The following is a 14,321-nucleotide window of genomic DNA, read 5'->3' as shown; positions in this document are numbered from 1 at the left end:
GGGCGGGAGGGAGAAGAGAACGATGGATGAGATGCGAATGTGGATCGGCGAGCCCCGCTTTGACCTGGCGCACCTGGCCCACGTTGAGCTCATCACACCCACCCTCGACGAGAGTGTGCGTTTTTTCACCGAGTTCCTCGGCCTCATCGAGAGCGACCGGAAGGGCAACTCGGTCTACCTCCGGGGCTGGGACGACTACGCCCACCACACACTGAAGCTAACTGCCGGCCCGGTGCCGAAGATGGAACACTTCGCCTTCCGTGTGACGTCGCCCGAGGCGCTCGATCGCTGTGTGGCCGAGGTGGAGAAGGCGGGTCTCGGCATCGGTTGGATCGACGGTGACGAAGGGCACGGCCGGGCCTACCGCTTCCGCACACCCGACGGCCATGTCGTCGAGTTGATCTGGGACATCGAGTGGTACCAGCCGACCCCCGAGACCAAACCGGCGCTGAAGAACCAGGCCTCGCGGTTCCCGGCGCGTGGGTGCAATCTGCGCCGTCTCGACCATATCAACTTGTTCGCCGTCGACGTCCGCGCCTGCCGCGTCGCGCTGCAGGAGACGCTCGGCATGCGCTTTACCGAGGGGATCGTCTTCGACGACGGCTCTGAGAAGGGTGCCTGGCTCACCTCGAACAACAAGGGGTACGAGGTGGCCATCACCGAGGACGCGACCGGCACTCCCGCACGCTTCCACCACGTCTGCTACGCGGTCGACACCCGCGAGGAAGTGCTGAGGGCGGCGGACATCGCCATCGAGTTCGGCGCCCCGATCGAGTACGGCCCGCACAAGCACGCGATCCAGCAGACGGTCTTCCTCTACGTCATCGAACCGGGCGGGCATCGCGTCGAGATCGGCTGCCCCGGCGCGCGGCTCGTGGTCGCGCCCGACTGGAAGCCGATCATCTGGAGCCAGGCGGAGCGTCAGCGGGGGCAGGCCTGGGGGTTGCAGACCGTCGCAACGTTCCACACCCACGGCACCCCGCCGGTGAAGTAGCGCGCTGGTAGCCCGCTAGTCCGGTGTCCCAGGCGGGCGATTCGACTTCCCACCGCGCGGCGGTATCCTGGTCAATGTGCGCCGGAGCGCCGAATGCGCCGCGCGGTTTGACTGGAGCGGCCCGGTGCGTTGTCGCGCTCCGAGCCCTGTGCTATAGTGCGGCTCAAAGTGAATAAAGCGGTCTCTCTTATCCAGAGTGGTGGAGGGAACGGCCCGACGAAGCCCGGCAACCGACGGATCGCACGATCCGCGCGGTGCCAATTCCGGCAGCGGCGTCGCCGCTGAGAGATGAGAGTGACGCGGGAGTCAACCGGCTTCTCGCTCACGAGAGGCCCTTTTGTTTGCACCATGATGCGATCGGGAATACGAACCGGTTCGACCCGGCTGCCGGGCGGGCGCCGATGAGCGATCCGTCCCACATGCGGCCCCTCGTATGGGAGCGGGGTGCACTGCGTCTGCTCGATCAGACGCGGCTCCCGCAGGCTGAGCACTGGGTCACGGTGGGGTCGGTCGAAGCGGTGGCGGATGCGATCCGCACCATGCAGGTGCGCGGCGCGCCGGCAATCGGGATCGCCGCGGCGGCAGGGATGGCGATCGCCGCACGAGGCGCGCTCGAAACGGGACAGCCAGTGGACGTTGCCCTCGAGCATGCGGCGCGGACGTTGGGGCGGACTCGACCGACCGCGGTGAATCTGCACTGGGCCATCGAGCGCGCGCTGCAGGAGGCCCGAAACGCTTCGGATGCGGCGACGGTCGTGGAGCGGCTGGATCGACTGGTGCAGCGGATCATCGAGCAGCAATTGACCGCGGACCGCGCGCTCAGCGAACTGGGGGCAGCGCTCCTGCCGGATGGGGCTCGGGTGCTGACCCACTGCAACACGGGGGCACTGGCGACCGGGGCCTATGGCACCGCGCTCGGGGTGATCCGGACCGCCCACGCGCAGGGCAAGGTGGCGATGGTGTACGTCGACGAGAGCCGCCCGCGCCTGCAGGGTGCCCGGCTCACCGTCTGGGAGTTGCGCCGGCTCGGCGTGCCCCACACGCTGATCCCTGACGTTGCGGCTGCGGCCCTGATGGCGCGCGGGGAGGTTGATGCGGTCGTGGTTGGGGCCGACCGGATCGCCGCCAACGGGGATGTGGCCAACAAGATCGGGACCTATGCCGTGGCGCTGGCGGCACGCAGCCATGGGATTCCGTTCTACGTCGCGGCGCCGGTATCGACCCTGGATCCGCACACACCCGACGGGGCCAGCATCCCGATCGAGGAGCGATCGTTCGACGAGGTGCGCGTCGTGGACGGGCGCCCGATCACCGTGACCGATACGCCGGTGTGGAACCCAGCCTTCGACGTGACGCCGGCGGATCTGGTCACGGCCATCATCACCGAACACGGGGTGTTGAAGCCGCCGTACGACGAGGCGATCCGGCAGGCAGCCGCGGCGGCGACAGAGTAGACTGAAGCGACGCCGCGGCACGGCGCGGTGGGACGACGAGCGGAAAGGGACATGGATGGCCGGGAGCACGGACGTCAGGTACGACATCAAGGATATCGGGCTGGCCGAGGCGGGGCGCCGCCGGATCGCCTGGGCGGCTCGCGAGATGCCGGTGCTCGGGTTGATTCGGCAGTCGTTCGAGCGTGATCGGCCACTCGAGGGCGTTCGCATCGTCGCCTGCGTCCACGTGACCACCGAGACGGCCAACCTGGCTTATACCCTCCGCGCCGGGGGAGCCGAGGCGGCCATCTGCGCCAGCAACCCGCTCTCGACCCAGGATGACGTGGCGGCGGCGCTCGCAGCGGACGGCTTCCGCGTCTACGCCATCAAGGGCGAGGACAACGAGACCTATTACCGACACATCCATCAGGCGCTCGACCTACGCCCGCACATCGTGATCGACGACGGCGCCGATGTCGTCACGACCATCCATCGCGACCGCCGGGAACTGATTCCGGAGATGTACGGCTCGACAGAAGAGACGACGACCGGCGTGATTCGGCTCCGAGCGATGGAGCGCGACGGGGTGCTGGCCTTCCCGGTCATCGCGGTGAACGACGCCGACACCAAGCACTTCTTTGACAACCGCTACGGCACCGGACAGAGCACGCTCGACGGGATCATCCGGGCGACCAACATCCTCCTCGCCGGGAAGACCGTAGTCGTCGCAGGTTATGGCTGGTGCGGCAAGGGGATTGCCATGCGCGCTCGCGGCATGGGCGCCAAGGTAATCGTCACCGAGGTCAACCCCATCCGCGCGCTCGAAGCGGTGATGGACGGCTACCGCGTGATGCCGATGGTGGAGGCCGCCCCGGAGGGTGATATCTTCATCACCGCGACCGGCAACATCAACGTCATCGACCGCCAGCACTTCGAGGCGATGAAGGACGGCGCGATGCTCGCCAACGCCGGGCACTTCAATGCCGAGATCAACCTGACGATGCTCGACGACATCGCGGTCGAGGGGCGCGAGGTGTTACGGCCCTACGTCGAGGAGTACCGATTGAGCGGGGGCAAGCGGATCATCGTGCTCGGCGAAGGGCGCCTGATCAACCTCGTCGCCGCCGAAGGGCACCCGGCGAGCGTGATGGACATGAGCTTCGCCAATCAGGCCCTGTCCGCCGCGTATCTCGTTCGAGAGGCCGGTCGCCTGGAGAAGCGGGTCTACCAGGTGCCGGAGGAAATCGACGTCGAGGTGGCGCGGCTGAAGTTGAAGGCGATGGGGATCGCCATCGATCAGCTCACGCCGCAGCAGGAGGAGTACCTGCGCTCGTGGCAGTCGGGCACGTAGAGGAGCGGCATGCGGCATCCCCTGCGGCCGGATCGCGTACTAGCGAAAGGGCAACCAGTGACGACCAGTTTCATGCGCGCGGCCAAGACACTCTTCACCTCGGAATCGGTCACCGAGGGGCATCCGGACAAGCTCTGTGACCAGATCTCCGATGCCGTCCTTGACGCCATCCTGGCCGAAGATCCCGACGCGCGCGTGGCATGCGAGACGGCCGCCACCACCGGGCTGATCGTGGTCTTCGGGGAGATCACGACCAGCACCTACGTTGATATCCCGGCCATCGCTCGGCAGGTGGTGGAGGATGTCGGCTACACCCGCGCCAAGTACGGCTTCGACGCCACGACGGCGGGGGTCATCACCTCGATCAAGGAGCAGTCGCCGGAGATCGCCGAAGCGGTCGACAAAGCGCTCGAGGTACGCGACCAAGACGCTGGCGACGGCTTGGATGCGCTCGGCGCGGGCGACCAGGGCATGATGATTGGGTTCGCGTGCACGGAGACGCCTGAGTTGATGCCGCTCCCCATCTCGCTGGCCCACGCGCTGACGCGCCGCATGGCTGCCGTCCGAAAGAGCGGGGAACTCGGCTTCTTGCGCCCGGACGGCAAGAGCCAGGTGACCGTCGAGTACCGGTATGGGCGGCCGGCACGGGTGGACACCATCGTCCTCGCAGCACAGCACGACCCGGGGGCGACGAACGAGGAGATTCGGGACGGCCTGCGCGAGGTCGTCGTGAAGGCCGTGGTCCCGGAGAATCTCCTCGACGATGACACGCGGGTTCTGATCAATCCAAGCGGCCGCTTCTCGGTCGGAGGGCCGATGGGCGACGCGGGCCTGACCGGCCGCAAGATCATTGTCGACACCTACGGCGGCATGGCGCGGCACGGCGGTGGCGCATTCTCCGGCAAGGATCCGACAAAGGTTGACCGCTCCGGGGCGTACGCAGCGCGGTACGTCGCCAAGAACGTGGTAGCCGCCGGGCTGGCCGACCGGTTCGAGATCCAGATCTCCTACGCGATCGGCGTAGCGCAGCCGGTCTCCCTCCACATTGAGACGTTCGGCACGGCACGCATCGACGAAGAGCGCATCCTGGAGCTGATTCGGGCGCACTTCGATCTCCGTCCGGGGGCGATCATCAGAGACCTCGACCTGATGCGGCCGATCTACCGCCAGGTCGCGGCCTACGGGCACTTCGGGCGTCCTGACCTGGATCTGCCCTGGGAGCGGACCGACAAGGCCGCGCTGCTGCGTGACGCCGCCGGCCTGACCGCCGCCGAGATCCCGGTCGGCCGGTAAGGCGCGTGGCCGGTCGGACGGCGGATGTGACGCGATGCGGGCACTGATCACCGGCGGCAGTGGCTTCGTCGGGCGGCATCTCGCGGCGCACCTGCGCGCCGAAACCGATTGGGAGATCGTCGCAATCGGCGGGCGGCAGGCTCCCGTGTTGCCGGGGGTCACCGGGGCGGCGTGCGACCTGGCGGATCGTGCCGCCGTGGATGCGTTGCTCCGGCGCTACCCGCCCGATATCGTCTTCCACCTCGCCGCCCGGACGTCGGTGCCCGAGGCGTTCGCCGAACCGGGCGCGACGCTGATCAACAACGCCATCGCCCAGATCAACCTGTTCGAATCCATCCACGCGCTGGGCCTGGACCCGGTGATCCTGGTGGCGGGGTCGAGCGAGGTGTACGGCCCGGCGCCGCCCGAAGCGATGCCCCTCGACGAGCGGCAGCCCTTTCTGCCTGCCAACCCGTACGCGGTGAGCAAGGTGGTGCAGGACTTGCTGGCCGTCCAGTACGGCCTGAGCCATAAGATGCGCATCGTGCGGGTCCGCCCGTTCAACCATATCGGTCCGGGACAGAGTGAGCGCTTCGTGGTCGCCAGCTTTGCGCGCCAGATCGCCGCGGCGGAGCAGGGCCTGACCGAACCCGTCGTTCGGGTCGGGAACCTGGATGCGCAGCGCGATTTCCTTGATGTCCGGGACGTCGTGCGAGCGTACCGCCTCGTGGCACGGCCGGAACTGGCCGGCGAAGTCTTCAATGTCGCCAGCGGCGTCCCGCGTTCGATCCGTCAGGTGCTCGACCGTCTGCTGGCGCTCGCCCGGCGGCCGATCGAGGTTCGCCCGGACCCGTCGCGGCTACGTCCCTCCGACGCACCGGTAGTCTATGGATCATCCGCCAAGCTCCAGCAGAGCACCGGGTGGGAGCCGGAGATACCGTTCGAGCAGTCGCTGATCGACACCTTGGACGATTGGCGGAAGCGCGTCGCCCGCGGGGGCTAGGGATCGTTCTCTCCTGTAGCGACTTCAGCGTCGAGCACGCCGTCCACGACCTGGATGGCGGTTCCGCCTGGACGGTGCTGGATCGCTGCACCGAGGTGGACTCCCGGCCGGAACCCCAGCACGTGGGTGATGATGAAGGTGCGATGACCATCAGTGACCCATGGCCGGTAGCCCAGCGGCAGGACGCCGCGGGCGAAATGCCAGGCGCGGGCACAGGTCCAATCCGGAGCGATTTTCAGGTCGTCGTCCTCCGGCCAGCCCTCGTAGCTGGCACCTGTCGTCGGCTGCGGACGTGGCTGAAGTGTCCCCGCGACGGCCTGCGCGACCACCTGTACCAATAGGTCTGCGCCGACTTCAGCGCAGCGTGCCTCCAGCACGTCGCCGGGGAGCCCCGGCTCCACGGGGATGGCCTGCTGGGCCACGATGTCCCCGGCGTCGAGACGGTCGGAGAGAAGATGCACGGTGACGCCGCTGTGTGAGTCACCGGAGCGATACACCCAGAACAGCGGGTCCGGCCCCCGGTGCCGTGGGAGGAGCGACGGGTGGAGGTTGACCGCGGCGCGCGTCGCCAGTGACCGCACCTGCCCAGGTATCCAGAGCGGAAAACACGAGACCGCGATGACGTCCGGCTCAGTCTCGGCGAGAGCGTCACGGGCGGCGATCGCGCGGAGGTCCGTGACCTCGAACAGCGGTGCGGCGACCTGCGCGGCCAGAGCGTCCAACGTCGGTCCCTGGGACCGGCCAGCGAGCGGTAGAGTCGGGCCGCGACGCGGTTGGCGCTTCCGGATCGGAGTCATACGCGGTTCTGGCCGCGGCGGCGCGGGTGCGACCACGCCGACGATCTGCGCGCCCGCGTCGATCAGTGCCCGAAGGGGCACGGCCGAGAGGCGGCAGTGACGGCCGAAGAAGAGGACGCGGCAGCCCCGCACGTGCCCTACGTGCGCCGCCTGGTCACCGCGTTCCAAGTGCGCGACGTTTGACATCCATCGTCCCGATCCGCTACGCTAGCGAGTCGACAGTTCGATGCAGCCGAAGGAAGGGCCGCATGGCCAGACTGGTGAAGTGTGCCAAGCTGGGGCGTGAACTACCGGGGCTGGAGAAACCACCGTTTCCTGGTCCATTGGGCGAGCGCATCTACAACGAGATCTCCGCCGACGCCTGGGAATTGTGGAAGCAGCAGCAGACGATCATCATCAACCACTATGGCCTCAACCCGGCCGATCCCGATGATCGGCAGGTGCTGCGCGACCTGATGGAAGAGTTCTTCTTCGGTGAAGGCGCGCAGATGCCCGAGGGATGGACCCCAGTCGGTGCCGGCGGTGCCCCGGCGAAAGGCGGCGGCGCACCTCGCCGCAAGAAGTAGCGCCATCGGGTGCGTGCCGCGCTCAGCGCGCTGGACCCACGATCGGCCGGAGCCTGATCTCCGGGGTGATGTGGATCTGTAGGCGGCCGTGCGCCTCTCGAAGCGCTGCCTCGACTGCGTCTGGGGACTCGGCGCGCGCGAAGATGAAGCCGAGATAGCTAGCCCCCTCCGGCAGCGCCGCGATTGGATGGTTCAACCGGGCGGTGATTTCGACTCCGGTGATGCCCGGCACCTTGCACGCTTCCTCGACACCATCAACCCGACGCAGGATCCCGGATGCCGGGATTGGGATCATCATGACCCCGACCGCGGGTGCGGCCATGTCTGGATCGGGGATCGGCTCGCCGACCGCCTGGAGCAAGATCAAGTCTTCGAGCTTGTACCCCGTGCCGAACTCGAGCACGGTGGAGCAGAGGCCGCCGATGGAGCGCCCGGCCATCTCGATGATCCATGGCCCCCGCTCGTTAATTCGCAACTCCGCGTGGATCGGCCCCTGGCGCAGCCCGAGCGCCGCCGCCCCACGTGCGGTCGTCTCCGCGATGGCCGCCTGGGTTTCTTCAGGAAGCCGTGAGGGCGTGACGTAGATCGTCTCCTCGAAGAACGGACCGTCGAGCGGATCCGGCTTGTCGAACAGCGCCAGCACCTGGAGTCCGCCTTCCGTCAGCAGGCCCTCGAGGGCGACCTCGAATCCCGGCAGGAACTCCTCCACCAGGATGGACGCGGTGTCCGGCGCCCAGCCTTCAGCCGCCAGAATCTCCCGGGTGCGGGCGAAGGCGGCCACGAACTGTTCCGGGTCGTCGGCGCGGATGACCCCTCGGCTGCCGGAGAGGAGCGTCGGCTTCACCACGCACGGGTAACGAACCTGCCCGGCGATCTGGACCGGATCGCTGGCGGCTGAGAATCGCTGGAAATGGGGGACGGGCACGCCCCCGGCCGCAAGCATCTCCCGCATCACGAACTTGTCGCGTGCCGCCAGGGCCGCATCGGGTGCGTTGTGTGGCAGTCCTACGCGGGCGCAGGCCAGCGCCGCCAGGATCGTCGCGCTGTCGTCGAGCGGCAGGATCGCATCGACTGGCTGGTCCCGGACGAACGCGGCGACCTGCTCTGCGGCACGCTCCGGCTGCGTGAAGTCCACACCGAGCGGGACATTCCACTCGCGCGCCAGGGGCTCGGGCAGGTCCACCGCCTGGATCGCTTCCAGCCCGAGCCGTTCGGCTGCTGCCAGGAACGCGGGCGTCCGGTAGCTGGACGGAGTGGTCAGGAGAAGGACTCGCTTGCGCTGGTACCCGTTCGTCTGGCCCATCGGGACTCTCCGGCGTCGGGCGAAGGTGAAGGCTGAACCGGTCATCGGTCAGCCGGTCACCGATCGGTCTACGGCCGATGCCACACAGAAACTATAACAGAGGCACCGCCGGTGCTTTCCCCGCGCACCATCTCGGCGGTCCCAAACGTTGCCCACGCAGATTCCTATGGCTGCGCCTCCGCGGCGCCCGCTCGCGGACTCCACTAGGCCTGGCGGGCTTGCTCCTTCCAGGCTCGCAGCTCGGCCTGCATCGCCGCGAAGTTGTCGGCGGATGCGGGGTGGAGTTGTAGCTTTGGCCCTGGTGGGTCGAGGAAACGCCCCTCGATATACCCGGCCATGCCGTCCGCGACGATGAACCAGCAGCGCCCTACGCCCTCAAAGGCGGGCTCCGGCGCCGTCGCGCCGAGGGTGCGCGCGATGTCGCGCGCTGCGGCTTCGGCTTCGGCGGTCGCGAAGACGGCCGCCTTCGGTAGCGGCATCCCGTTGGCCATGGGGACTGCCGAGGCATCGCCGATGGCCCAGATCCCCTCGAATGCGGTCCGTAGCGTGTGGCGGTCGGCAATGAGCCAGCCGCGCTCGATCAGCCCGGATTCGACCAGCACCCGCGGCGCAGCGTGCGGCGGTACGGCGACAAGCAGATCCCAGGACTCCTCGCGCCCTGAGGCAAAGGTCGCGCTCCGCTGCTCGTGGTCGACCGCCGACAGTTCCTCGCCGGTGTGCAGCGTGATGCCCCGCTCCTGGAGTGTGGAGCGGATCGCCTGCCCCATCTCCGGCCCGCCGGCCGCGATCGGGGACGGCTCGGGAGTAAAGAGGTCGATCTGCACCCCTGTTTCGACACCACGCTCCCGTAGCCGGTCGGCGATGAGGAGCGCGGCCTCGTACGGCGCGGGCGGACACTTGTAGGGGAGGCGGCTGATCACGACGCACACCCGGCCGCCGGAAAAGCTCTCCAGGCGTCGCCGCAGGCGCGAGGCGCCGGGCAGGCTGTAGAACTCCTCAACGGCGTTCGCGTCGAGCGCTTTCTTCAGCCCAGGAACCAGGTCGGCCCGGAGGTCGGCGCCGAGCGCCACGAGCAGTGCATCGTAGGCAATTTCACCCGTCGAAGTGCGGACGCGCCGCGCACCCGGGTCGATCCCCTGCACCTCGGCTTGGACGAATTCGACCCCCTCCGGGAGGGAGCCGCGAACGGAAACCGATGCCGCGTCGGCGTCGAGCCAGCCGCGCATGATGAGCAAGTGGCTGATCCCAAGTGTCAGACGGTCGGTTCGATCGACGACCACGACGCGGGAGCTGTCCGGCAGGTAGCGTCGCAGATGATGGGCGGCAGCCGACCCGCCGGGGCCAGCGCCGAGCACGACCACGGTTCTCGCCTGCATGACCCTTCCTCCCTCCTGCTGCCCTGGATGGCTGAAGGCCATCCCGTACCTCCGGAACCGTACCGCGACTCGGCGGCACTGGCTAGAGCGTGTTTCGCTTGACAGGACGTCGCGTGCCCGACGAGAATCGCCCCGCGGATGCATGCGGGAAACGAGCGGCGGGCGGTGGTCACCGCGAGCCGAACTTCCGGCGGAGCTAGGCACTCGCTTGCCGGTCGGTGAGGAGGGAAGCTGTGGACCCGAGGCTGTTCCGGTCGCTGGAGTGGCGCTGCATCGGTCCCCATCGGGGTGGCCGCGTGTCAGCCGTTGCGGGTCACCCGACCGAACGGGAGACCTTCTATTTCGGCGCGTGCGCCGGCGGCGTCTGGAAGACGACGAGCGGCGGCGCGTACTGGGAGAACATCTCCGACGGCTACTTCAAGACGTCGGCTGTCGGCGCAATTGCAGTCGCTACCTCCGACCCGAACGTCATCTACGTGGGCACCGGCGAGTCCAACATCCGCAGCAACGTTTCCCACGGCGACGGTGTCTACAAGTCGACCGACGGTGGCCGCACGTGGCGTAATATGGGCCTGGCGGACACCCGCTACATCAGTGACATCCAGATCCATCCGGCGAACGCGGACATCGTGTTCGTCGGCGCGCTGGGGCACGCCTGGGGCCGCAACGAGGAGCGCGGAGTGTACCGCTCGCTCGATGGCGGCGTTACCTGGGAGAAGGTGCTCTATAAGAGTGATCGGGCAGGCGTCGCGGATCTCTCCATGGACCCCAGCAACCCGCGCGTCATCTTCGCGACCATTTGGCAGGCCCAGCGCTACCCCCACGCACTGATCAGCGGCGGGGAGGACTCCGGGCTCTGGCGCAGCCTGGACGGTGGTGACACCTGGGAGGACATAACCCGCAATCCCGGTCTCCCCGGTGGGATCTGGGGCCGATGCGGTGTGGCGGTGTCCCCGGCGAAGCCCGGGCGCGTCTGGGCGCTTATCGAGGCTGAGGATGGTGGACTCTACCGGTCGGAGGACTACGGAAATACCTGGCAGAAGGTGAACGACGACCGGGAGCTGCGGCGGCGCCCGTGGTACTACATGCGGGTCTTTGCCGACCCCTCAGACGCCGACACTGTCTGGGTGCTGAACCTCCAAGCGTGGAAGTCGACCGACGGCGGAAAGACGTTCTTCGCGGTCCCGACGCCGCATGGCGACAACCACGACCTCTGGATCGACCCGAACGACTCCAACCGCATGATCGAGGGCAACGACGGCGGCGCCTGCGTCACCTTCGACGGCGGCCGTACCTGGTCCAGCATCCTCAATCAGCCGACGGCCCAGTTCTACCATGTAATCACCGACGACCAGGTGCCATACAACGTCTACGGCTCACAACAGGACAACTGGGCGATGCGCGTGCCCAGCATCGGCTTTGAAGGTGCCATCACCTGGGCCAACTACGTCGAGCCGGGTGGCGGCGAGAGCGGCTACATCGCGATCAGCCCCAAGCCGCCGCACCGCGTCTTCGGCGGTGGCATCGGAACCGGCGCCGGGCACGGGCGGCTCATCGCCTGGAACCCTGAGACGGGCCAGAAGCGCAACGTCACGGTGTGGCCGGAGGTGCACGGCTTCGGTGCCGGGGCCGAGTCCCTGAAGTACCGCTTCCAGTGGACGTTCCCGGTCCACTTCTCGCACCACGACCCGAACGTTCTCTACATCTGCTCGAACCACGTGCACCGCAGCACGGACGAGGGGTCGAGCTGGGAGACGATCAGCCCCGACCTGACCCGCAACGACCCGGAGAAGCTGCGCCCCTCGGGCGGGCCGATCACCGATGACAACAGCGGGGCGGAGATCTACTGCACTATCTTCGCCTTCGCCGAATCGCCGCACGAGCCGGGCGTCCTCTGGGCCGGCTCCGACGACGGGCTGATCCACCTCTCGCGCGACGGCGGACAGACCTGGCAGAACGTCACGCCGCCCGACCTGCCGGAGTGGGCGTTGATCTCGATCATCGAGCCCTCGCCGCACGACCCGGCGACGGTCTACGTCGCAGCGACCTGCTACAAGCTCAACGACTACGCCCCGTACCTCTACAAGACGAACGACTACGGGGCGACCTGGACCCGGATCACCAACGGGATCCCGGAGACCGAGTACACCCGGGTGATCCGCGAGGATCCGGAGCGGCGTGGCCTCCTCTTCTGCGGCACCGAGACGGGCATCTATATCTCGTTCGACGATGGCGTCAACTGGCAGCGCTTCGAGACGAACCTGCCGGTCACGCCGATCCACGATTTCGTGATCAAGGGAAGCGACCTGGTCGTGGCCACGCACGGCCGCTCGTTCTGGATCCTCGACGACATCACCCCGCTCCGGCAGGTTGAGGCGGGCATCGAGGCGAAAGACGTGCACCTCTTCCAGCCCCGCCCGACCACCCGGTTCCGCGTCTATGGCCGTGCCTACACGCGGGATGCGGGGACGGTCAACTACAAGATGGCGGGGCCGGTGACGGTGGCGTACGTGCCGGTCGAGACGCCAATGGGAACCTCGGTCGAGAAGTTCCTCGACGCCGGGCAGAACCCGCCCGACGGCGTGATCGTGCACTACTGGCTGAAGGACACGCCGGAGGAGGAGGTGACCCTGACCTTCCTCGACGCCGAAGGCAACGTGATCCGCTCCTTCTCCAGCAAGTCCGAGACGCCGCCGCGGGTGCCGGTGAACCCCGGTGCAAATCGGTTCGTCTGGAACCTGCGGGGCGAGAAGGCCACGCCGCTGGACGAGCCGGTCAGCCGTGACCGGGCCGCTCAAATGGCGGAAGAGGGGGTCGCTCCCAAAGTCCTCCCGGGCGAGTATCAGGTGCGACTCCAGGTGGGCGACACGGTGCTGACCCAGTCGTTCCGGGTCGAGCCGGACCCGCGGCTGCCGGTGACCTTGGAGGAGCTGAAGGAGCAGTTCGAGCTCAAGTGCGCCATCCGCGACCGGCTCTCCGAGGTGCATGAGGCGGTGAATCAGATCGGTCGCATCCGCAAGCAGGTGGAGGAGTGGGAAGACCGTGCTCGCCGCGTCGGGAAGGAAGCGGCGATCGCGGAGGCCGCGGCCCAGCTCAAGGACAAGCTGGGTGCCGTGGAGCGCACCCTCATCCAGGTGGATGCCAACAAGCCGAAGCCGGGCCTGACGCGGCTGAAGGAGAAGCTGACGACCCTCAGCGGGATGATCGACGAATCCGACGACGCGCCCACCCAGGGAGCGCGCGAGGTGTACGCGCTCCTCGCCGCCCAGGTGGAGGCCGAGCGGGCGAATCTGGACCGGATCATCCGTGAGGATCTGGCCGGGTTCAACCGGCTGCTCCAAGAGAACGACATCGCTCCGGTTGTCGCCTGACGGCCGGAGCTACCAAGGAGCCGGGGCAGAAGCCCCGGCTCCGCCCTTATCTGGAAGTTCTCGCGGCGCTACCAACCGTCGAATGGTCGGACGCTGCGTCTAGAACGGAAGCCCCTTGCCGCCGAGGACACCCTTGAGCGCGCAGACCTCGCCGGTGTGATGTGCGGCGTGCCCGGCAACGATGTTGGCGAGGAAGGTTCCGACCGGGATGTCACCCAGTCTGCCGAAGGTCACCGTCTGATCGAGGTCGGCCTCGGTGAGCGATCCGAGGTAGTCGTCGGTCGCCGCGTAGACCCGTTCGGCGAAGGCGCGCAGTCGCGGGAAGTTGACCCCCCGCAATGAGGCTTCCCATTCCTCGTGCGAGCCGCCCCGAGCGGGGAACGGAAGGATCCCCGTCTGTTCGGCCCAGTTTTCCCGTTCAAAGACTGGGGGCTGCTTGCGGAGGAATTGATTGACGAGCCAGTCCTCGGCCTGCACGCAGTGGGCGTAGATCGCCGCGATTGATCGAATCGTCCACCCCTCACCGCAGTGGTGAAGCTGCTCCTCGCTGAGATCGGCGACCGCCTGCTCCATCAACCCGTGCGTCCAGCTCAATTGGGCGCGCAGGATGCTGAGCCCATCCACCAGCATACTCCTCTCGTTGCTCAGCATGACGCACATTTGTTCTGCACGTACAGTAGCGCCTCGCGAGGCTAGCGTCAAGAGGTTTGCAAGTGGCTGAATTGACAGGCAATCGGCGAAGTGGTCTACGAGTGGCAATGGTAAACGCGAGTGTGGGGAATTTGTCTCTGGAGGCGGGGGGGGGGGGGGGCGGCCAGGGCCCCCGCCACCCCCCCCCGCAGGGGGCCGGGCGCG

The 14,321-nt window shown here is 67.6% G+C and carries 11 protein-coding genes and 1 riboswitch; of the genes, 7 read left to right on the top strand and 4 right to left on the bottom strand.

The window, feature by feature from the left end; all coding sequences use genetic code 11:
- The first annotated feature begins 22 nt into the window (after positions 1 to 22).
- The 5 genes from IRZ30_RS10625 to IRZ30_RS10605 all read left to right on the top strand — a co-directional run bounded on the left by IRZ30_RS10625 (position 23) and on the right by IRZ30_RS10605 (position 6,053).
- Positions 23 to 994, top strand: a complete 972-nt coding sequence (locus IRZ30_RS10625) for a VOC family protein (protein ID WP_294085055.1) — start codon at positions 23 to 25, stop codon at positions 992 to 994.
- Positions 995 to 1,178: 184 nt separating this feature from the next.
- A riboswitch (SAM riboswitch) is annotated at positions 1,179 to 1,289 on the top strand.
- A gap of 124 nt (positions 1,290 to 1,413) precedes the next feature.
- A complete protein-coding gene (gene mtnA, locus IRZ30_RS10620; RefSeq protein WP_294085054.1) occupies positions 1,414 to 2,448 on the top strand; it encodes an S-methyl-5-thioribose-1-phosphate isomerase in 1,035 nt (344 codons plus the stop codon).
- A gap of 55 nt (positions 2,449 to 2,503) precedes the next feature.
- Positions 2,504 to 3,778, top strand: coding sequence for an adenosylhomocysteinase (gene ahcY / locus IRZ30_RS10615; RefSeq protein WP_294085053.1), 1,275 nt, complete (start codon positions 2,504 to 2,506; stop codon positions 3,776 to 3,778).
- Positions 3,779 to 3,850: 72 nt separating this feature from the next.
- Positions 3,851 to 5,071 carry a methionine adenosyltransferase gene (metK, locus tag IRZ30_RS10610; protein WP_366945342.1) on the top strand — a complete coding sequence of 407 codons (1,221 nt, stop codon included), beginning with the start codon at positions 3,851 to 3,853 and terminating at the stop codon, positions 5,069 to 5,071.
- Between the two features lie 34 nt (positions 5,072 to 5,105).
- Entirely contained in the window at positions 5,106 to 6,053 is a 948-nt protein-coding gene (locus IRZ30_RS10605; RefSeq protein WP_294085050.1) for a GDP-mannose 4,6-dehydratase, read from the top strand.
- Here the strand turns inward: IRZ30_RS10605 and IRZ30_RS10600 are convergent.
- Positions 6,050 to 6,775, bottom strand: coding sequence for a formyltransferase family protein (locus IRZ30_RS10600; RefSeq protein ID WP_294085049.1), 726 nt, complete (start codon positions 6,773 to 6,775; stop codon positions 6,050 to 6,052). The two genes, IRZ30_RS10605 and IRZ30_RS10600, sit on opposite strands and share 4 nt — an antisense overlap.
- Positions 6,776 to 7,098: 323 nt before the next feature.
- Between IRZ30_RS10600 and IRZ30_RS10595 the strand changes: the two genes are divergently transcribed.
- Positions 7,099 to 7,416 (top strand): oxidative damage protection protein, encoded by a 318-nt coding sequence (locus IRZ30_RS10595; protein ID WP_294085047.1) that lies wholly within the window; start codon positions 7,099 to 7,101, stop codon positions 7,414 to 7,416.
- A gap of 22 nt (positions 7,417 to 7,438) precedes the next feature.
- On the opposite strand, the gene IRZ30_RS10590 is transcribed toward IRZ30_RS10595, so the two are convergent.
- Positions 7,439 to 8,719 carry an ATP-grasp domain-containing protein gene (locus IRZ30_RS10590; protein ID WP_294085044.1) on the bottom strand — a complete coding sequence of 427 codons (1,281 nt, stop codon included), beginning with the start codon at positions 8,717 to 8,719 and terminating at the stop codon, positions 7,439 to 7,441.
- 203 nt (positions 8,720 to 8,922) lie between these two features.
- On the bottom strand, positions 8,923 to 10,095 hold the full coding sequence (locus tag IRZ30_RS10585; protein ID WP_294085042.1) for an FAD/NAD(P)-binding oxidoreductase: 1,173 nt from the start codon (positions 10,093 to 10,095) through the stop codon (positions 8,923 to 8,925).
- A 296-nt stretch (positions 10,096 to 10,391) separates the two neighbouring features.
- Between IRZ30_RS10585 and IRZ30_RS10580 the strand changes: the two genes are divergently transcribed.
- On the top strand, positions 10,392 to 13,466 hold the full coding sequence (locus tag IRZ30_RS10580) for a glycosyl hydrolase (RefSeq protein ID WP_294085040.1): 3,075 nt from the start codon (positions 10,392 to 10,394) through the stop codon (positions 13,464 to 13,466).
- Positions 13,467 to 13,565: 99 nt separating this feature from the next.
- Here IRZ30_RS10580 and IRZ30_RS10575 read toward each other — a convergent pair whose 3' ends face one another.
- Positions 13,566 to 14,090, bottom strand: a complete 525-nt coding sequence (locus tag IRZ30_RS10575; RefSeq protein ID WP_294085038.1) for a DinB family protein — start codon at positions 14,088 to 14,090, stop codon at positions 13,566 to 13,568.
- Positions 14,091 to 14,321 lie beyond the last annotated feature (231 nt).

The organism is Sphaerobacter sp., assembly GCF_019683595.1.
Classification (GTDB): domain Bacteria; phylum Chloroflexota; class Chloroflexia; order Thermomicrobiales; family Thermomicrobiaceae; genus Sphaerobacter.
This window is presented reverse-complemented; position numbering and strand designations above follow the sequence as displayed.

Coding starts and splice junctions, on each gene's coding strand:
- mtnA (WP_294085054.1), top strand. CDS start 1,414: ATGCGGCCCCTCGTATGGGAGCGGGGTGCACTGCGTCTGCTCGATCAG.
- IRZ30_RS10590 (WP_294085044.1), bottom strand. CDS start 8,719: ATGGGCCAGACGAACGGGTACCAGCGCAAGCGAGTCCTTCTCCTGACC.
- metK (WP_366945342.1), top strand. CDS start 3,851: ATGCGCGCGGCCAAGACACTCTTCACCTCGGAATCGGTCACCGAGGGG.
- IRZ30_RS10605 (WP_294085050.1), top strand. CDS start 5,106: ATGCGGGCACTGATCACCGGCGGCAGTGGCTTCGTCGGGCGGCATCTC.
- IRZ30_RS10625 (WP_294085055.1), top strand. CDS start 23: ATGGATGAGATGCGAATGTGGATCGGCGAGCCCCGCTTTGACCTGGCG.
- IRZ30_RS10595 (WP_294085047.1), top strand. CDS start 7,099: ATGGCCAGACTGGTGAAGTGTGCCAAGCTGGGGCGTGAACTACCGGGG.
- ahcY (WP_294085053.1), top strand. CDS start 2,504: ATGGCCGGGAGCACGGACGTCAGGTACGACATCAAGGATATCGGGCTG.
- IRZ30_RS10585 (WP_294085042.1), bottom strand. CDS start 10,095: ATGCAGGCGAGAACCGTGGTCGTGCTCGGCGCTGGCCCCGGCGGGTCG.